This is a genomic window from Bradyrhizobium embrapense, from assembly GCF_001189235.2.
Lineage (GTDB): Bacteria > Pseudomonadota > Alphaproteobacteria > Rhizobiales > Xanthobacteraceae > Bradyrhizobium > Bradyrhizobium embrapense.
Window position 1 is genome coordinate 519,455 of the sequence record NZ_LFIP02000003.1, and the last position, 18,812, is coordinate 538,266.

General features: G+C 63.1%; 21 protein-coding genes. 15 read left to right on the forward strand and 6 right to left on the reverse strand.

Translation table 11 applies throughout. The annotated features are described in order from the left end of the window. Both AKN83_RS16455 and AKN83_RS39660 read right to left on the reverse strand, forming a co-directional pair. The gene (locus tag AKN83_RS16455) at positions 1-891 is read right to left on the reverse strand and encodes an SDR family oxidoreductase (protein WP_050405142.1); all 891 of its coding nucleotides are present in this window, start codon (positions 889-891) and stop codon (positions 1-3) included. 153 nt (positions 892-1,044) lie between these two features. After that, a complete protein-coding gene (locus AKN83_RS39660; protein ID WP_157113413.1) occupies positions 1,045-1,287 on the reverse strand; it encodes a cyclic nucleotide-binding domain-containing protein in 243 nt (80 codons plus the stop codon). Positions 1,288-1,479: 192 nt separating this feature from the next. On the opposite strand from AKN83_RS39660, the gene AKN83_RS16460 reads away from it, so the two are divergent. Both AKN83_RS16460 and AKN83_RS39665 read left to right on the forward strand, forming a co-directional pair. Further along, positions 1,480-3,780: an FdhF/YdeP family oxidoreductase gene (locus tag AKN83_RS16460; RefSeq protein WP_050405143.1), complete on the forward strand. Its 2,301-nt coding sequence runs from the start codon at positions 1,480-1,482 to the stop codon at positions 3,778-3,780. A gap of 275 nt (positions 3,781-4,055) precedes the next feature. Continuing rightward, the gene (locus AKN83_RS39665; RefSeq protein WP_157113414.1) at positions 4,056-4,265 is read left to right on the forward strand and encodes a hypothetical protein; all 210 of its coding nucleotides are present in this window, start codon (positions 4,056-4,058) and stop codon (positions 4,263-4,265) included. 759 nt (positions 4,266-5,024) lie between these two features. Here the strand turns inward: AKN83_RS39665 and AKN83_RS16465 are convergent. The 3 genes from AKN83_RS16465 to AKN83_RS16475 all read right to left on the reverse strand — a co-directional run bounded on the left by AKN83_RS16465 (position 5,025) and on the right by AKN83_RS16475 (position 6,120). Then, the gene (locus tag AKN83_RS16465; RefSeq protein ID WP_157113415.1) at positions 5,025-5,216 is read right to left on the reverse strand and encodes a hypothetical protein; all 192 of its coding nucleotides are present in this window, start codon (positions 5,214-5,216) and stop codon (positions 5,025-5,027) included. A gap of 98 nt (positions 5,217-5,314) precedes the next feature. Further along, a complete protein-coding gene (locus tag AKN83_RS16470; RefSeq protein ID WP_244521999.1) occupies positions 5,315-5,485 on the reverse strand; it encodes a hypothetical protein in 171 nt (56 codons plus the stop codon). Positions 5,486-5,598: 113 nt separating this feature from the next. Beyond that, the gene (locus AKN83_RS16475) at positions 5,599-6,120 is read right to left on the reverse strand and encodes a hypothetical protein (protein WP_347336828.1); all 522 of its coding nucleotides are present in this window, start codon (positions 6,118-6,120) and stop codon (positions 5,599-5,601) included. Between AKN83_RS16475 and AKN83_RS16480 the strand changes: the two genes are divergently transcribed. The 9 genes from AKN83_RS16480 to AKN83_RS16520 all read left to right on the forward strand — a co-directional run bounded on the left by AKN83_RS16480 (position 6,095) and on the right by AKN83_RS16520 (position 15,493). Beyond that, positions 6,095-7,105, forward strand: a complete 1,011-nt coding sequence (locus tag AKN83_RS16480) for a chemotaxis protein CheB (protein ID WP_050405145.1) — start codon at positions 6,095-6,097, stop codon at positions 7,103-7,105. The two genes, AKN83_RS16475 and AKN83_RS16480, sit on opposite strands and share 26 nt — an antisense overlap. Continuing rightward, positions 7,105-7,374 carry a hypothetical protein gene (locus AKN83_RS16485; RefSeq protein WP_050405146.1) on the forward strand — a complete coding sequence of 90 codons (270 nt, stop codon included), beginning with the start codon at positions 7,105-7,107 and terminating at the stop codon, positions 7,372-7,374. Before AKN83_RS16480 ends, AKN83_RS16485 begins: the two co-directional genes overlap by 1 nt. A gap of 287 nt (positions 7,375-7,661) precedes the next feature. Continuing rightward, positions 7,662-10,832, forward strand: coding sequence for a CheR family methyltransferase (locus tag AKN83_RS16490; RefSeq protein ID WP_063695377.1), 3,171 nt, complete (start codon positions 7,662-7,664; stop codon positions 10,830-10,832). A gap of 1 nt (position 10,833) precedes the next feature. Further along, a complete protein-coding gene (locus AKN83_RS16495) occupies positions 10,834-11,580 on the forward strand; it encodes a Crp/Fnr family transcriptional regulator (protein WP_050405147.1) in 747 nt (248 codons plus the stop codon). A gap of 626 nt (positions 11,581-12,206) precedes the next feature. After that, on the forward strand, positions 12,207-13,055 hold the full coding sequence (locus AKN83_RS16500) for a hypothetical protein (RefSeq protein WP_050405148.1): 849 nt from the start codon (positions 12,207-12,209) through the stop codon (positions 13,053-13,055). A gap of 30 nt (positions 13,056-13,085) precedes the next feature. Beyond that, positions 13,086-13,307 carry a hypothetical protein gene (locus AKN83_RS16505; RefSeq protein ID WP_050405149.1) on the forward strand — a complete coding sequence of 74 codons (222 nt, stop codon included), beginning with the start codon at positions 13,086-13,088 and terminating at the stop codon, positions 13,305-13,307. 4 nt (positions 13,308-13,311) lie between these two features. After that, a complete protein-coding gene (locus tag AKN83_RS16510; protein ID WP_244522000.1) occupies positions 13,312-13,755 on the forward strand; it encodes a hypothetical protein in 444 nt (147 codons plus the stop codon). Between the two features lie 122 nt (positions 13,756-13,877). Then, entirely contained in the window at positions 13,878-14,405 is a 528-nt protein-coding gene (locus AKN83_RS16515; RefSeq protein WP_050405319.1) for a phage holin family protein, read from the forward strand. 2 nt (positions 14,406-14,407) lie between these two features. Then, positions 14,408-15,493: a YihY/virulence factor BrkB family protein gene (locus tag AKN83_RS16520; protein ID WP_050405150.1), complete on the forward strand. Its 1,086-nt coding sequence runs from the start codon at positions 14,408-14,410 to the stop codon at positions 15,491-15,493. A gap of 25 nt (positions 15,494-15,518) precedes the next feature. Here the strand turns inward: AKN83_RS16520 and AKN83_RS16525 are convergent, their stop codons facing one another. Further along, positions 15,519-16,730, reverse strand: a complete 1,212-nt coding sequence (locus tag AKN83_RS16525) for an MFS transporter (protein WP_050405320.1) — start codon at positions 16,728-16,730, stop codon at positions 15,519-15,521. 112 nt (positions 16,731-16,842) lie between these two features. Here AKN83_RS16525 and AKN83_RS16530 point away from each other — a divergent pair, with 112 nt between their 5' ends. The 4 genes from AKN83_RS16530 (at position 16,843) to AKN83_RS16540 (ending at position 18,807) form a co-directional block, all read left to right on the forward strand. After that, the gene (locus tag AKN83_RS16530; RefSeq protein WP_050405151.1) at positions 16,843-17,073 is read left to right on the forward strand and encodes a hypothetical protein; all 231 of its coding nucleotides are present in this window, start codon (positions 16,843-16,845) and stop codon (positions 17,071-17,073) included. 50 nt (positions 17,074-17,123) lie between these two features. Continuing rightward, the gene (locus tag AKN83_RS16535) at positions 17,124-17,684 is read left to right on the forward strand and encodes a type 1 glutamine amidotransferase domain-containing protein (protein WP_050405152.1); all 561 of its coding nucleotides are present in this window, start codon (positions 17,124-17,126) and stop codon (positions 17,682-17,684) included. A gap of 7 nt (positions 17,685-17,691) precedes the next feature. Next, on the forward strand, positions 17,692-18,021 hold the full coding sequence (locus AKN83_RS41215; RefSeq protein WP_083992127.1) for a four-helix bundle copper-binding protein: 330 nt from the start codon (positions 17,692-17,694) through the stop codon (positions 18,019-18,021). Positions 18,022-18,333: 312 nt separating this feature from the next. Continuing rightward, positions 18,334-18,807 carry a DUF2231 domain-containing protein gene (locus tag AKN83_RS16540; RefSeq protein WP_050405153.1) on the forward strand — a complete coding sequence of 158 codons (474 nt, stop codon included), beginning with the start codon at positions 18,334-18,336 and terminating at the stop codon, positions 18,805-18,807. Positions 18,808-18,812 lie beyond the last annotated feature (5 nt).

Below are 18,812 nucleotides of genomic sequence, written 5' to 3' on the forward strand. Positions count from 1 at the left end.
TTATGGTTGCCCTGATCCGCCGGCGGATCCGTAGACCTGACCCGTCGCGTAGCTGGCATCGCCCGCGGCGAGTTGGACGTAGATCGATGCGAGCTCGGCGGGCTGGCCGGGCCGACCAAGCGGCGTGTGGCCGCCGAACTTCTCGAGCTTCTCCATCGACGCACCGCCGGAGACTTGCAATGGCGTCCAGATCGGACCGGGCGCGACACCGTTGACCCGGATACCCTTCGGACCGAGCTGCTTGGCCAGCGACTTTACGTAGTTCATGGTCGCAGCCTTGGTTTGGGCATAGTCGTAGAGTTCGGGCGAGGGGTCGTAAGCCTGCTCTGAGGTCGTCCCAATGATGCATGCACCGGGCTGGAGATGCGGCAGCGCGGCCTTGATGATCCAGAACGGCGCATAGACGTTGGTCTTCATCGTCGCATCGAAATCGTCCGTTGAGACGTCGAGAATAGAGTCCCGCGACTGCTGCCGCGCCGCGTTACAGACGACAATGTCGAGGCCGCCCAAGCCCTTCACTGCGCGCGCAACCAGTTCCCGGCAGAACACTTCATTCCTGAGGTCGCCGGGGATCGCAAGTCCGCGACGGTCTGCCGCCTCGATCAGCGCAATCACGTCCTGTGCGTCCGGCTCTTCGGTCGGGAAGTAGTTGATAGCAACGTCGGCGCCTTCGCGGGCAAACGCGATTGCCGCCGCACGTCCCATGCCGGAATCGCCGCCTGTGATCAGCGCCTTTCGGCCCGCCAGCCGGCCCGATCCCTTGTAGCTCGTTTCACCGTGGTCGGGACGCGGCTCCATTTGGCCCGCCAGGCCGGGCCATGGTTGCGACTGCTTCTTGAACGGCGGTTTCGGATGGAGGTTGGTGGGATCCGTCAAGCTTTCGGCTTTCATCTGTTCGCTTTCCTGCGTGCTCGTTGGGACGATCCTTGGACATCCATCCTTGGACGTCGCCGATCTCCGTTCAGCTGGACAACATGTTGCAACGAGATTCGTTGCTGCCGTGCCGCCTCGATGTGGCTGCGGGCTGAAGGCGGCGCCGTCGGATCAGTGCGCCATGATCGTCTCGGTGGGATCGATCGTCATGTGCTCGGGCAATCGCAGATAGGCCGGGTTGAATCCGGCCAACCGGACCAGGCCATTCCAGTCAGTGATCGTGATTGTCCGTGAATGCCATTGCAGCAGGTTGCTGCGGCGGAGCACCCGGACAGTGCGGTTGGCGTGAATTGCGGACAGGCTGCTGCTATTGCCCAGCGTTGGACCGTAGTGACGACGGACCGATCGTGTCATTAACTTATGACATGTCGCGCTGGAACTCGGTCCGGCAACAACAGGTTTTCGGTCGCGTTGATTGCCGGTGCGATCGTTGGCGTAGGAACGATCGACGTCTGCATACCTTGATGGAGCAGCGAAAACCGGCCCCAGCGACCTTCCGCTGCAACATGCGCTCGCCGTCGCCGGTGCCAAGCCGGGAGGACAATCATGGCCAACAGGCGCCGATTGAGTGACGATCTCGAGGTCGAATCCTATGAAGCACCGTCCGGCGGCTGGGGATCGGTGCGATCACTCGCGACGAGCCTGACCCGCGAGCATGTTCCGATCAAGGGCAGCCGTGTCCTTCTCCATCAGAACAAGACCGGCGGTTTCATGTGCGTCAGCTGCGCCTGGGCAAAGCCCGCCGATCCGCGCGTGTTCGAGTTCTGCGAGAACGGCGCCAAAGCGACCACATGGGAGATCACGCACAAGCGCGTCACGCCCGAGTTCTTCGCAGCAAGGACGGTTACCGAGCTCGAAAGCTGGGATGATCACCATCTGGAGGCGGCCGGCCGGTTGACCCACCCGATGCGCTGGGACCCGGCCATCGACAAATACGTGCCGATCAGCTGGGAGGCGGCCTTTGCCGAGATCGGGCGTGAGCTGCGGGCGCTACACCCGGACCGCGCTGTGTTCTACACGTCCGGCCGTGCATCGCTGGAAGCGTCTTTCATGTATGGCCTGTTCGCGCGCGCCTACGGCACCAACAATCTGCCCGACAGCTCGAACATGTGTCACGAAACGAGCTCGGTTGCGCTGCCGGAAAGCATCGGGGTGCCGGTCGGCACCTGCACGCTCGACGATTTCGACAAGACCGATTGCATCTTCTTCTTCGGCCAGAACGTCGGCACGTCCAGCCCGCGCATGCTGCATCAGCTTCAGGACGCCGCCCGGCGCGGCGTGCCGATCGTCACTTTCAACCCTTTGCGCGAACGCGGACTGGAGGAGTTCGTCAACCCGCAAGCGCCCGGCGAGATGATCAGCGACAAGCCGACGCGTATCAGCTCACAATATCATCAGGTCCGGAGCGGCGGCGATACCGCTGCCATCATGGGCATCGCGAAGGCGTTGCTGGCTTGGGAGGATCGCGCCGACGCGACAAACCCCATAATCGATTGGGCTTTCGTCAACGAGCACACCCACGGCTGGGATGAATTCGCGGAAGCCGTAAATCTCTGTGAATGGTCCGAAATCGAAAGACGATCCGGTCTGCAGCGCGATGCGCTCGAAGCCGCGGCCGCGGTCTACGCGCAGGCCAATGCCGTGATGTTCATTTACGGCATGGGCCTCACGCAGCACGAGCAGGGCGTCGAAACGGTGCAGACCTTGATCAATCTGGCACTGATGCGAGGCAATATAGGCAGGCCCGGCGCCGGCATTTGCCCGGTGCGCGGTCATTCCAACGTGCAGGGGCAGCGGACCGTCGGGATCACCGAGAAGCCGTGGATGGTGCCGGTCGACAAGATCAAGCAGCAGTTCAGCATCGATGTCCCGGAGAACAAGGGCCTGACGACGGTCGAGGCCTGCGCGAAGGTGATCGACGGTTCGGTGCGGGCGATGGTGCTGCTCGGCGGCAATCTGGTCCGCGCCGTTCCGGAGCATCGGCTGGTCGAACCGGCCTGGCGCAAGCTTCGCCTGACCGTCAACATCCTGACCAAGTTGAACCGCTCGGCGCTGGTCCATGGTGAGGTGTCGTTCATCCTGCCGTGCCTCGGCCGCATTGAGTTCGACGAGCAGGCGAGCGGACGGCAGGCGGTGGCGATGGAGGATTCGACGGGCTGCATGCACGGCTCGCGTGCCCAGGTGACGCCGGCCAGCCCGCATTTGCTGTCCGAGCCGAGGATCATCGCCGAGTTGGCCAAGGCTGCGGCCCCGGGACGCTCGACTGTTCCCTGGGACGAATGGGTGTCCGACTACAGCCGGATCCGCGATGCGATCGCGGCGACCTATCCTGATATCTTCCACGACTTCAACGCACGGCTCTGGCAGCCCGGTGGCTTCCACCGGCCGCTCGCCGCGCGTAAGCGGCAATGGAAGACAAAGACAGGAAAGGCCAATTTCATCGCGCCGACCTCCCTTGTCAGCGATCCCAAGACGGAAACGAAAGATCCCGACGTGGTGCAACTGATCACGCTGCGCAGCAACGGCCAGTTCAACACGACCATCTACAGCTACGACGACCGACTCCGCGGCATCCACGGCTCGCGCCATGTGGTGCTGATGCATCCGGGAGACATCGCCCGCTTTGCGCTAAAGGAAGGCTCCGTGGTGACGCTGGCCACGGCGGCCAATGACGGCGTGACGCGCGAGGTCGGCGGTCTTCGCATCGTGGCCTATGACATTCCTCAGGGCTGTATTGCCGGCTACTATCCCGAATGCAATCCGCTGCTGCCGCTCTGGCACCACGAGAAGAAGGCAAAGACGCCAGCGGCCAAGTCGATCCCGGTGCGGGTGAGGGCGGAGGCGTAGCCTGCCTGATAACGGGCGCGCTTGCCGTATCTGGATTGCACTCAATCTTGACGTCGTCCCGGCGAAGGGGGACCGTGCTCGTTCTGCTCTCTTTTCGAGCAGAAGGCGCAGAGAAACGCCGGACGCCGGGCTCCAAGTTCCAACACGGGAATTGTATTAGGAGCTTTCCTCAATGAGGTTTACTATGTCGTCATCACCGGCCGAGGCTCTGTCCGTAGGCGTCGGTGGCTGAGAGACCACGAGCGCTCCCGCCTGCAAAGCAGAGGGAGCGCGCCATGGCGCCAGCCAATCCGATTTCTGCCGTCCGTAACTTGGCCGCGGGCGATGCGGCTATTGTCGATCATGCCCGGCTCGTCATCGCCCGCTCGCTGGAGATCCTCAGAGAGTGCCAGCCCGGAACGTTCCTTGGCGGCCAACGGTGCAAAGAGACTTCTTGCGGCGAGGCGCAACGTCCGGGCTCAGCCGAATTTGAGTCCGTGTCGTAAATCGGCTTCAGAGAGTAGACACCTCGGCCTCGCCGATGTTAGCGGCGTGGCGTCGCTCTGTTTCGCTGCTGTTCGCGGGTCCGTTGCACAATGACCTAACAAGCGAGAACGGCGAAGACCGGAAGAAGCGGCCCCAGCGAGGGGGCACAGGCTGAGGCCGCTCTTGCACTGTGCTATCCAAGAGCTACCGGCAGGGCCAGCCCTCGAACCTGTGACAACTGGCGCCGTGCGTGGCCAGTTCCTAACCGATAAGAAGACAGCTGACGCCGACGATGAGCGCGAGAAACGATAATCCCGCGATGCTCAGGAAGCCGCGGTCCAGGCCGTCCATTTTTTCCAATCTGAACATCTAGGCAGTCTGCGCCTCGGTCCTGCCGAGGGCATTTAAGTATGCATGTCAGCACGGGTGCCCTAATTCGTCGGCGTCAAAAATGGATCGGCCCCAGCGAGAGGGGCAAGCTGGGGCCGTCCTTCATTCCGTCGTCGCGCCCCGCCAGTGCCGACAATCGGGCGGACCCTCTACTAGGCTAGAAAAAATATCATAATGAAAATCCTGCCCAGCGTTTGCAGGATAGGCGTGGACGCGAGTTCCTGGAATCACAAGGATGAATCGCGTTTGAAAAGGCTGCCGCCTTTTCCCGACACCGCATCGGCGGACCAATCCGGCGTTGGACGTCCGATCAGCGGGAGAGGGCGGAATTCGCGATCCGGCCGCCACCGACAGTGGGGTGCACGGGTCGAGACGCGTCGCCGCCCGCGTCAGGGCCGTTTGGGACCGGTTGCCCGGATCCGCCGAAGCAATTTCTTGTCGGTGTCCAGGAAGCCTTCGAGATGCGAAGCGAATTGATAGCTAGGCGCCAACCTTCGCCAGGATCGCGCCAGCAGTTCGTAATCCTTGCGGGAGGTTTCGTCGCCCGACGTTGCGGCGCGTTGGTCGGCATCGTCGGCCAATAGCTGACATTTCGCAATCTCGCCGGTTGAATCGTGCAGCATCGCTGTCCTTCATAGAGGAGGATGCATCGGACAGATCAACTCGCCCGTGATCGACCTTAGCTGATGTTGAGCCTCAAGGCCCGCAGTTGCGCTGCGACGAGGCGTAACTCGTCAGCCATTTGTGCATTGCGGAGGCGGGTCTCGCTCACGGTTGAGATGTCCGCTACCAGCGCCCGCTCCGAGGCCGTCTGCTCCAGTTGCTCGATACGTCTTTCGATCTCGGTCATGACCCATCCCCCGTCCGATATCGTGACGCGGGCATCGTGAGCCGCCTTGCAAGCGTCCGCACTAACATTTGCAAAGCGCCCGCTGGATTTCCGGCACCGGACGCTCGCGGCGTTCAGGCGCGCAGGATCATGCCAGCCAGGCCTCGCGCCATTGCGCGATGGTCGAGCGGTTTTTCCCACAGCGGGACATCTGCGAACTCACTATTGATCACGATCCTGTCGTATCCCGAGGTGAACAGGATCGGTATGCCGCGCGCCTTCAGCTCGCGTGCGACGGGATAGATCATCTGCTTGCGGATATTCACGTCGAGCACGGCGCCGTCGATCACACCGCCATCGTTTACGATGCGAAGCGCATCGTCGATGTCGCCGGCAGGGCCGACGATGTCTGCACCGAGTGACCGGAGCGCACTGCTCACGTCGTCGGCGAGGAAATACTCGTCTTCAACGATCAGGACGCGACGTCCGGTCAGAAGCGCACGCTCGCGCAAATTGGCGACCAAATCAGACATATCGACCCCGGCCACGCTTCGGCGTGCAACCACAGCGAAATTGGAACATAGGACGAAAGCCTGCCTTGTTGCAAACAATGTTGGAAAGGCTAGTTCCATGGCCAACCGCGACATCATCGTCATCGGCGGCTCGGCCGGAGCGACAGCACCGCTGAAGGCCATACTCGGCCGGCTGCCGCGGGATCTTCCGGCTGCGATCTTCATCGTCTTGCACATCCCGGCTCACGGCATCGGCATTCTCTCGACGGTCGCCAGCGCGGCCGGCAAGCTGCCGGTCCGGCAGGCGGAAAGCGGCATGGTGATCGAGAACGGCCACGTCTATCTGGCGGCGCCGGACAACCATCTCCTGATCCAGGACGGCCATCTGATGCTCGGCCGCGGTCCGCGCGAGAACTTGGCGCGGCCCGCCATCGACCCGTTGTTCCGCTCGGCCGCTCTCCACTACGGGCCACGCGTGATCGGCGTGGTGCTGAGCGGGCTGTTGTCAGACGGGGCGGCAGGTCTGAATGCCGTCAAGCGCTGCGGCGGGATCGCGCTGGTCCAGGACCCGCAGGACGCCATTTCCGACGAGATGCCACTACGGGCCCTGGAAGCGACCACGGTCGATCTCTGCATCCCGGGCGTGCGGCTTGGCGACGTGCTTTCGGATCTGGTCCACGAGCGTCCAGGCGCAGTCCTGCCGATCCCGCCGGAGATCGTGCTGGAGGTGAAGATCGCCGCGGGCGAACGCATCGGCAGCGATACCCTGGTCGACATTGCGGATCCCGCGCCACTGACCTGTCCGGGATGTGGTGGCGTCCTGTCGGTCCTGAGGATGGGACACCCACTGCGGTTTCGCTGTCAGGTCGGCCACGCTTATACCGCAGACGCACTCGCCAAGGAGCAGGAGAGCCGGGTCGACGAGGCGCTTCGGGTCGCCCTGCGCATCATCGAGGAGCGTGCCGAACTGGTGCACCGGATGGCCGAGGATGGCCGCCAAAGCGGTCGCCCCGCGGTCGCGCAGATGTACGATGCGCGCGCCGCTGAATATCGTGAATATGCCGATATGATCCGCCAGGTCGTGCTACAATCGCTCGATCCGAAGCGACCGGCGCGGAAGGAACGGTGATGGCCAGCGCTGAGCATGCGAGCTGGGCCCAACAGTTGCAGTCCGAACGCGCGCTCCTGGCAAAAGCGGAGATCGACATCGAGGAGGGCTGGAGACGCGTCCGCAATCAGCAGGAGCTGCTGGATTGGCTGCAGCAGGCAGGCCACGACACCGAGCAGGCCGAACGTCTGGTCAACCTGCTCAAGCGAACCCTCGTCGAGTGGGAGCGGCACCGTACGCTGATCGTGCAGCGGGTAGCCTACCTCGAGGATCAGTTGACGTCCCACTAGCCGCTCTGGAGCCGGGACCGGATGCGAAGCCGTCCTGAATTCGCACTTCTGGTAAGGCAGCCGAAGGAACCGTCGCCGCGATCGATCATTTTCGTTGCTGACCGGGGGTGCGTTTGGGCTCGGGCGTTCGGTCCCGGATGGCGGTCGCGGGCGAGCCGGAGGCGTGCCATCGTCGAAGTTTCCAAGGCATTGGAGAATTCCTACTTATTCCATTGGGATAGCAGCAAACTCTGCTATCTACGGGGAGCCGGCGAGGCGCCAGCAAAAGAGTGAGAGCCGCTGCAATCATGGATGACGTTGGCCAACCCAAAAGCAGAGACGAAGAGCGTCAGTCCAAGGCGCCGCTGATCATCGGTGTGGGCGCGTCCGCAGGCGCCCTGGACAGCATCGAGCGGTTTTTCTCCAGGCTCAGGCTCACCCCGGACCAGGCCATCGTTCTGATCATGCAGTATCGGGATGGCATCGAGGACGCCCGGTTGCGTGCCGCGCTGCAGCGATCGGAAGGCGCCAAACTGCTCGAGATCACGGATGGTCAGGTCGCCGAGGGGGGCGCGATCCATGTTTGCCCCTCCGATATGATCACCACCATCCATGGCGACCGTTTCGCTGTCCGGCGCGCCGAGCAAGCGCGCGGCGAGCGAGCGACCATCGACAGCTTCCTGGTGACCCTGGCGGAGGAACATGCCGAGCAATCGATCGGCGTCGTGCTGGCCGGCACGGGCGGGGATGGCACCCTCGGGGTTGCAACGCTGAAGGACCACGGTGGTCTGGCGATTGCTGAGCGCATCGGGGACGGCCAGTCCGACCCGCACGAGGAAGGCAATTCGGCCGTCGCGATCGCGGACTTTGTGCTGCCGCCCGAGGACATTCCAGAGCATATCGACGTTTATGCCCGCCACTTGCGCCGGCTCGAGGAGAAACAGGGGTTCGACGAGGTGCTGGCGGCGGCCGCCAGTTCGCTCGCCCGCATTGCCGACATCCTGCGCAACAAGACCGGAAATGACTTCCACGGCTACAAGCAGAACACCTTCCTGCGCCGCGTCCAGCGCCGAATGCAAGTGGTGCAGATCGACGACATATCCGCCTACGTCGATTTCCTGAGGAACGATAAGGACGAGGCGCAGCATCTCTTCAACGACCTCCTGATCGGTGTCACCGAGTTTTTCCGGGACAAGAAGGAGTTCGATGTTCTGGAAACGCAGATCGTCCCGAAGCTATTCGAAGGCAAAGGCACGGGCCAGCAGGTGCGGGTCTGGGTGCTCGGTTGCGCCACGGGGGAGGAGGCCTACTCGATCGGCATCCTGCTGCGTGAGCATATGGCGAGCCTCGATTCCGTGCCTCAGGTGCAGATCTTCGCGACCGATATCGACGGGCGGGCCCTCGCCACCGCGCGGGTCGGGCGTTATCGCACCAGCATCGAAAACGACATGACGCCGGAGCGGCTCGCGCGCTGGTTCGTGCGCGAGGGCGACACCTATTGCGTGGTCAAGGAACTGCGCGAAATGTGCATCTTCTCGCAGCACAACGTGATCAAGGACGCACCGTTCTCCAAGCTCGACCTGGTGTCGTGCCGCAATCTCCTCATCTATCTCAATGCCGAATTGCAGAACCGTGTCATTCCGCTGTTTCACTTCGCGCTGCTGCCGGATCGCTTCCTTTTTCTTGGCAACTCCGAGAACGTCACGCGGCATCCGAAGCTATTCGCGCCGGTCGACCGCCGCGCGCGCATTTTCAAGAAGCTCGAGACCGGGACGCGGCTTCCGCCCGAATTCCCGATCACCACGGCAGCCGGGCGAGCCGCCGTCGACATCCCGCCGGTGCGCTCCATGGGCCCCGATGTCGGCCTCGAGCGGCGCGCACAACGGCTCGCAGAGCGCTATGCGCCGGCCTATGTGATTACCGACGAGAGTTTCCACATTCTGCACTTCTCCGGCCGCACCGGCCGCTACATCGAGCCGACGGCGGGCACGGCGACGCTCGACCTGCTGCAACTCGTGCATCGCGACCTCAGGCTCGAGCTGCGCACCGCACTGAGCCGGGCTGCGGAGATTAATGAGGCCGCGCATGCCGAGCAGGTGCAGCTCGGGGTCAATGGGCATCGCGTGCTGGTCGATATCACGGTCGAGCCGATTCCGGACGCGCCCGCGGGACACCGCAATTTCGTGGTTCTCTTCAAGGATGGCCCGATCCGTCCCGTCGACCATCCCGAGAACAATCGCGACGTCCTGGTCCGGACCGAGCATGTGGAGCGGCTGGAGAGCGAACTGCGGGCCACCCGCGAGCGTCTGCAAGCCACCATCGAGGAGCTCGAAAGCACCAACGAGGAGCTGAAGTCCTCCAACGAGGAATACCAGTCGCTCAATGAGGAGCTGCAGTCGGCCAACGAGGAGCTGGAGACCTCGCGCGAGGAATTGCAGTCGGTCAACGAAGAGCTGACCACGGTCAACGGCGAGCTGGCACACCGCGTGCAGGAACTGACCCGAGCCACCAGCGACCTGAAGAATTTCCTCGAGAGCACCCAGATCGCAACCGTGTTCCTGGACAACGACCTCAAAGTAATGAACTTCACCCCCGCGATCACGCAATTGCTGCATCTGGTCGAGACCGATGTCGGCCGTCCGATCGCGCATATCAAGGCGCGCATCCCCATCGAGGAGCTCTATGATGACGTCCGGCGCGTGCTTCGGACATTGGCGAGCGCCGAACGCGAGCTGACCGCGCCCGACAGCGGCACCCGCTACATCGTGCGCATCCTGCCTTACCGGAGCATCGACAATTTCATTGCCGGCGTCGTGATCACCTTCATCGATGTCACTGCGATCACGCGAGCGGAGGAACGGCAGCGGCTGCTGCTCGCCGAGCTGCAGCACCGCGTCCGCAACACGCTCGGCGTGGTGCGTTCGATCGCGCGGCGCTCGGCCGAGACCAGCACCAGCGTCGAGGACTACGCATCGCATCTTGACGGCCGTCTCAACGCCTTTGCGCGAACGCAGTCGCTGGTGACGCGCGATCCGGAAGGCGGCGTTGACCTGGAATTCCTCGTGGTCGAGGAATTGCTGGCCTATAACGCGCGGGAGGGCGAGCAACTGAGGGTCTCGGGCCCTAAGATCCGCCTGCAGCCCAAGGCGGCAGAGACGTTCGCGTTGGCGATCCACGAGCTTGCGACCAACGCCCTGAAATATGGCGCGCTCAGCCAGATGGCCGGACGGATCGAGGTGTCCTGGCGCATCGACGATGCGGCCGACACGCGGCAGCTGGTGTTCGATTGGCGCGAGCGGGGCGGCCCCGCGGTGACGCCACCGAGCCGCAGGGGATTCGGATCAGAGCTGCTGGAGCGGACGCTGGCGTTCGAGTTCAAGGCCAAGAGCACACTCGATTTCAATCCGTCGGGACTTCACTGCACGATCGCGATACCGATGAGCCCGCAGGCCATCCATACGCCGAGCATGGGGAGTTGAGATGCATTCCCCGATGCTCGAGAGGAATCTGGCGCAACCGGTGATCCGGCGGCTCAGCGCCTTGCGCCAATTGTCCGAGCGGGGGATCGCGCTTCTGCAGCAGGCGATCCAGGACGGGCTGCAGCGTGCCCGCCCGGGCGAAGACCTCGTCAGCGAGGGCGATCCGATCGACAGCGTGAGGATCATCCTGTCGGGCTGGCTCGCCCGCTACAAGACGCTGGAGGATGGCCGGCGCCAGATCGTCAATTTTGTTTTGCCGGGCGATTGCTGCGATGCCTGCGTCTATCTGCTGTCGGTGATGGATCACTCGATCGGTGCGCTCACACCGGTCACTTATGCCGTGATCGCGCGCGGGGCGTTCGAGCAGCTGCTGGCAAGCGATCGTTCGCTGGCGGAAGCCATGTGGTGCGAAACCATGGTGAACAGTGCGATCCAGCGCGAATGGACCGTCAATATCGGCCGGCGCGTGGCGCTGGAACGAATCGCGCACTTGTTGTGCGAACTCTATGAGCGGCTGCTTCCGGTCGACATGATCGAGGATGGCTCCTGTCTGTTCCCGATTACGCAAATGGACCTGGCCGATGCCACCGGCCTGTCCGTGGTCCATGTCAACAGGACGTTGCAGGAGCTGCGCGCCTCCGGACTGATTGTGCTGCGCGATCGCACCTTGACGATTACCGATCTGAAGGTCCTCAAGGATACTGCACTGTTCTCGGCCGACTATTTGCACACCAAACGGCGCGGCTAGGCGCTCTCTGCGAATTCCGTTTCCAGCCTTAACATATTTGAAGTCGCGCCAGGCTCCCTTGCATTACAGTACCCGTCCAAGACGAGGTAGGGGAGGACGCCATGCTCGACGGTGCGACCGCGGCAGTGCTTCGCGCGGTGCTCGACGAGGTCTGCGGCGACATTCCACGTTCCGACACGGCACGGCGGACTGATGTGGCATCGGGCCTGCTACGGGCGGTTCGCGAGGGACATTCGTCCATTGAAGAGCTCAGACGGGCCGGCCGCGCCGCGTTGCGCGCCATCCCAGGCATGTGGCCCCGAAGGGACATCGGCTGAACTACGAGAACTCCACTCGAACCCCGGGCTCGCAATCCGTGAGCCGGGGCTCTCTTTCGTCAATCGGTGTGCGCAGCGGGCGCCGATCGTGCACTCGATCAATAGAGCTCTATCGCTAAGAAGGCCTCCCGAAGCGAGCTTCTCGCCGCTGGAGAGCTGCCGATCCGCGTAGGAACTTTGCCTCCTCGGACAGATTGTCAGCATGAAGTGAGCGGAGGAGGCTTGCATGAACCAGCTGATTTATCTGGTGGGACTGATCGTGGTCATTCTCGCGATTCTGTCGTTCTTCGGACTGCGGTAGGGCGCACCATGGATAGCGAGCAAGGGGTTGCCGTATCTGCCGCCAACAGGACCGGGCTTCGGCTGCAGTGGAGCCCGGTTATTGCCGGCGCGCTCACCGCGGCGGCGCTAACGGCGATTTTGATCGGCTTTGGCGCTGCAGTTGGCCTGGGCGTGAGCTCGAGTTCGCCATCATGGCGTGACGCATCGGCCGCACTGGCGCTGCTGTCCGGGCTGTATTTGATCTTGCAGGCGCTGGTGAGCTTTGGCGCGGGCGGCTACATCGCCGGCAGGGCGCAACGCGTGATCGGCGCGACACCGGTCGATATGATGGAAAGCCGTGACGGGCTTCATGGCCTGACAGCTTGGGCTCTCGCTGTCATCCTGGGAGCAGCAATGGTCGCGCTGGTGGGCATGTCGACCGCGCGCCCGGTGCTACAGACGCGGCCAACAGCGACGGCCGCCGAGCCGCTCTTGAGCGCAGAGCTCGACCGTCTGTATCGCTCCACACGACGCCCAGCCAACATCGATGTTGGTTACGAGCGGGCGGAAGCCGGCCGCATCCTGCTGACCACCTCGAGCCACAGCGGTATCAGCCCCGAAGATCACAGCTATCTGATCCAGCAGGTCGCCGCCGCCACCGGTCTGGCCGCCGCCGAGGCGGAGAAGCGCGTCGACAGCGTGATCGGCGATGCCAGGATCGCCATCCAGCGCTCGCGGCGCAGCGCGGTGATCCTGGCGTTCTCGGTTGCGGCAGCGTTGTTGTTCGGCGCGGTCGCTGCGTGGGCCGCGGCCTGTGCGGGTGGCCGCCATCGCGACGGTGCCGCGCTGCCGGAATGGATGGGTGGCAGACCGACGACCGCCGTACCGATCGTCTGAAGCAGTTGAACGTCCTTCAAGGAGACAATAATGGCCACGATCTTGGTGATGGATTACACCGGCGACACGAGGCAGCAGTTCGACCCGGATGATGGCGAGCAGCTCGCTTGGGCCAATGCACGTTTCGCTGAACTGACGGCGGACGGCTATACCGCCGCTGTGCGGAGGTCCTCCGGCGAAGCCGCTCTGGTTCGCGCGCTTGATCCGGCCGCCGAGGAAACCCTGTTCTATCCCAGGCTGGTCGGCGGTTGACGCCGTGACGGCCCGTCTGCCCAGGGTGTCGCTGTCGTCTGTGTTTCGGCGCGCCGGCAGCGCGCTATGGGCGACCGCGGTCGCGATCTGGGAGCGCTGGCAGGCCTATGAGCGGATCGAAGCGCGTGGAATTGCGCTGTTGTCCGCATGGCTCTCACCGGAGCAGCGATCGCAATTCGAGAGGTACAGGCGCTTCGACGTCGTCGGCTCGGACTCGGGCAAGCGCTATCGGATTTGCTACGGGACATCGACCAACGTCTACGAGATGGATGGCCGGGATCGCGTCGTGCTCGGTTGGTGTTTCCGCCCTGTCGGTTCTCTGGTGCCCGGCGACGTGATGCTGGCCCAGAAGATCGCGCTGGAAACCAACGAGCGCGCGACGCTCATGGTGGCGCAGCCATTCCCGAGCACCCTTCCACCCCGCGCAAGTCATCGTCCGGTTCGGTAGAGCGTTCGTCCTGTGCACAAGCGATCGGGAACGCGATTGTCCTTGCGGCCGGCCCGAGCCATCGCGCTGGCGGGGTAGGGAACGTCGCTGATCCTGCCGGGTTGTCGGTTGCCGAACTTGCAATGAGTACCACCAAGGATATCGCCATGGGCGCCCCGACCCGATCGCCGTCGCTGAGCCAGATAGTCCACTCCTATCTCGGGGACTTGCGGCAGTGGATCGGGCGTCTTGTGACCGGCTACGCGGTGGCGTGTGGGGTCATGCTGGTCGGTGCGATCTCGCTGCTGATTGCGATCGGGATCGCGGTCGGCGCGGCCTTTCATGCTCTTGAGGTACGTTACGACATCTGGATTGCGTACGCTGTGGTCGGCGGCACGTTTCTTGTCCTCGGGCTCGCGGGACTTGTGGCGGGTCGTGCACTGCTGGCGCGTCCGGCACCGGAAGTGCCGCGCCCAACCCGGCAGGCCGACATGCTCAAGCGGTCGATCGCAGTGCCGGTCGCGGCGCGCCTGATCGCGGTTTCCCGGTCGGGAGCGGCGGCGGGCGTCGATCCCAAGACCCAGGCACTGGCCGCAGGCGCTGCCGTCCTGCTGATCGGCTGGTTCGCCGCATCGCGTTTCCGGCGCCGGCCCGACACCGTCCAGGACTAGCGATGGCTCCGCGCTCCAGTTGGCCGAACGACCTGATGCTCGCCGGTGCAACGGCGCTAGCGACCTTGGCTGTCTATCGGCATGTGTCTCGATCGGAGATGCCGGCCGAACGTGGGATCGACGCCGAGCCCCCGCTTGCCGAAGCGCAGGATCGCGGGCGGCTGGCTGACACGCCTCTGCAAATTCCGGCCGCCGGCTGGAAGGACATTCTGCTGCGAACCTATCAGCAGATCGACGAGGACCGGTTGCTCGCGACCGCTGCCGGTGTCGTGTTCTACGGCTTGCTGGCGATCTTTCCGGCCATCACCGCACTGGTCTCGAGCTACGGCCTGTTCGCCGATCCGTCGACGATCTCGTCCAATCTGCAAAGCCTGGCTTTGATGTTGCCGGAAGGTTCATTTGCCGTCGTCCAGGACCAGATCGCCCGCGTCTTGGCAAAGGGCACTTCGACACTCGGCCTGACCTTTGCGATCGGCCTGCTGATCGCGATCTGGAGCGCCAATGCCGGCATGAAGGCGATCTTCGATGCGCTCAACGTCGTCTATGAGGAGAAAGAGAAGCGCGGCTTCATCAAACTCAATTTGATGTCGCTCTTGTTCACGATCGCCGCCCTGATTTCGATCATGCTGATGGTCGGAGCGGTCGTCGTCGTCCCGCTTTTGCTGCAGCAGGTTGGCTTGGGCTCGCGGGCCGAACTCATCATCGGTCTCGGCCGGTGGCCGATCCTGGTGCTGCTGCTTCTCACCGCGCTTGCGGTGCTTTACCGCTATGGTCCCAGCCGAACCGAGCCGCGCTGGCAATGGCTCAGCGTCGGCGCGGTCGCCGCGGCCGCTCTATGGCTGATCGGCTCGTCGCTGCTGTCCTGGTATCTGGCGAATTTCGGCAATTATAACGCGACCTACGGCTCGCTGGGGGCCGCCATCGGCCTGATGACCTGGATGTGGATGTCCGCCATCATCGTGCTGTGCGGGGCTGAACTGAATTCCGAGATCGAGCATCAGACGGTGATTGATTCGACCGAGGGCCGCCGCAAGCCGCTGGGGGCACGCGGCGCGAGGATGGCCGACACGGTCGGCAAGGCGTCCTAACCCGATCGGTGCCGCGAAAAGCACCTCAGTACTGCTGCACTGTCGGCTGGAAGGCGACCCAGATTGCGACCGACAGCAAGCCCAGTCCGCCGAGCACCAGGAAGGCGGGGCCATAGCCGAGCCATTGCGCGACCCAGCCGCCAAGCGCAGGGCTGAGCGAAGCGCCGATGCCCTGGATCGTAATGACCGCGCCTTGCCCAAGATTGATGCGGCCGGTTCCGTTCAGCGATCGCGCCACCATTCCCGGGACCGCGACGCTTTGCAGTCCGGCTCCGACGCCGTCGAGGATTTGCACCGGCACCACGCCCCACCAGCCGGAAAGAAAGAAGGCAAGCACGCCGCGCACCGGCAGGGCCAGGAACGACAGCAGCAGGACGATCCAGTAGTTGCGGCGCTCGGCTGCGTGCATGCCGGCGATCGACGCCAGGATCATCACCGCCTGGGCGATGACGATGGTTGTTGCGACGAAGCTCGGACCGTCGGCAAGCCCGCCGGCGACCGCAGCAAGGCCGTAGAGCGGCACGATGGCCGCATTGCCGAGATGGAAAGCGGCAAGCGCAATTGCAAGCACCAGCAGCGGTCTGTGCTTGACCAGCACCGTGAAGCCGCTGGGCTGGCTTTCCGGGTCTTCCTCCTTACCGCGGGCCGCGTGGTAGTCGATGCTGCCGGGCGTGATCATCAGGACGCAGGCGATCGTGATTGCGCCAAACAGCGCGGCGAGCAGGAACACTGCCAGGTAGCCGTAGTGCCAGCCGAGATAGCCGGATGCCGCCGCGCCGATCATGTTTCCGGCATGATTAAAGGCCTGGTTGCGGCCGTTCTGTCGGTTGAAGCCGCGCTGCTTGACGATGCCGAGCGTGATGCCGGTGACCGCCGGAACGATGGCCGCACCTGCGATCGACGTCGCAACCTGGGACAGGGCCACAGCCCAGAATGTTTGCGACAAAAGGATGGTGGTGGATGCCACGACGACCGCGATGCCGGGCACGATCACCCATGCTCGCTTGTGGCTCGTGGTGTCGATGCAGCCGCCGATCGGGGTCGTAATCAGCATGCCGGCGACACTGCCGAGGGTCATTGCAGTCCCGATCAGCCCGCTGCTCCAGCCATGCAGCTGCAGGAATATCCCGACGAACGGTCCGATTCCCGATTGCATGTCCGCCATGAAGAAGTTGACGGCAAGCAGCGGCCACAGGCGTGCCGAGGGAGCGGAAGTTCGTGCTTTGCGGCGGTGCATGTTCCATGAACGCGCATAGCCGCCGAATGACACATTGCGGCTTGATAATTTCCGCAACCGAACATGCGGCAACTTGCGTAGGAACCAACGACAGCACGCACACTTGAGCCAAATGGTTCAGATCACCGTGCTGGAAACACCGATCGCGCGCGTCAAGGAAACCTGCGAGCTGACGGGCATCGCAGACAAGTTCGATCGTGCGCTTCCCGAACTCGAGACGTTCCTCGAGGAGCAGGTCGCCAAGGGCGAGGTCAGGGAAACCAGGCTGACTTTTGACGGGCTATGCTACTTGCGGCGGTTGCTGACCGGGGCGTTGTTCGAGTCATCGCACAACGGTCACTAGCTGCTGCGCGCTGATCATGAACTGGCAGAAAACTCTCAACGGAGCAGCTCATGGATTTGAACGGCAAGAAGATCGCCATCCTCGCAACGCATGGCTTTGAACAGTCGGAGCTCGAAGTGCCGCGGGATCGCCTGATCAAGGCCGGCGCAACGGTCGAAATCGTGTCTATCGCCGCCGGCGAGATCAGGGGATGGGACAAGAAGGATTGGGGGCGTCCCGTCAAGGTCGACAAGACGCTCGATCAAGCCGTGGCCGCCGATTACGAGGCGATCGTCCTGCCGGGCGGACAGATCAATCCAGACCTCCTGCGTGTCGAACCCAAGGCGCTGAAGTTCATCAAGGATATCTTCGATGCCAAGAAGATTGTCGCCGCGGTCTGTCACGCCCCTTGGCTGCTGATCGAGACCGGCATCGCCAACGGGCGCAAGATGACCTCCTACAAATCGATCAAGACCGATGTCGTGAATGCCGGCGCGACCTGGCAGGATGCCGAGGTCGTGGTGGATCAAGGCGTCGTGACCTCCCGAAATCCAGGAGATCTTGAGGCCTTCAGCGCCAAGATCATCGAGGAAGTGAAGGAAGGGCGTCATACGCGGCGCAGCGCGGCGTGAGGTGATCATGGCATTCTCGCAGGAAATGAACCGATGCATCGAGACCTGCTTGTCCTGTTACAAGACGTGTCTTGCCACCGCGATGAACCATTGCCTCGTTAGCGGAGGCAAGCATGTCGAACCTGCACATTTCCGCCTGATGATGGCATGCGCGGAGATATGCCGGACGGCAGCTCACTTTATGCTGATCAACACGCCGCACCAAAAGCATACGTGCCGCGAATGCGCCGAGATCTGCAGTGAATGTGCCGCGGATTGTGAGCGTCTTGGCGGCATGGACGAATGCGTTGCCATGTGCCGGGCGTGCGCGGAATCCTGCCGGAAAATGGCGGCTTGACCACTGGCCGTTCCTGCCTGGAATCCTGGCAGCTGTCGTCTATCTCATCAGAACGTAGACGAGGGTGATGATCGCCAGCGCAATGATTGCCGAGGTGACGATCATGCCGTAGGGACGTGCCTATCTTGCTTGCGTCGTCTCGGCGATGCCGGTTCAGCGGGACCTTCTCTGACCATGTTGGTGTCCTGCGCTTATAAGCTCTGTCCCGACGCTGCCGATGCTGCTTGGTTCCTATCGCAGCCCGGGGGCAGTGCGGCGTACTTAGGAACCTCGCTCCGAACGTGCCGTTGGACCTCTTTCGGAGCTGCGCAGATGCAAGACGTCACAGTAGTCACCGCGGATTCGGTCAATCCGGCCTCGACGGCAAGGATAGGCACGCACCCCATCCATCCTATGCTGGTGCCGTTTCCGATCGCCTGCTTTGTCGGTGCGCTGGTGACCGACATTGCGTACTGGCAAACAGCTGAGATGCAGTGGGCCAACTTTTCGGCCTGGCTGTTGTTCGCGGGGTTGATCATGGGTGGCCTTGCCGCGATTGCCGGCCTGATCGACTTCCTGAGCAATCGATTGATCCGCCGACTGGCCTATGCCTGGTTTCACATGGTCGGCAACGTGGTCGTGATGCTGCTCGCGCTGTTCAACGCGTTCGTCCACAGCCGTGATGCCTGGACCTCGGTGGTGCCGACCGGGCTGGTGCTGTCAGCGCTGACCGTCCTCGTGATGCTGTTCACGGGTTGGCTCGGTTGGGCCATGGTCTATCATCATCGGGTCGGAGTGGCGGGCTAATGCGG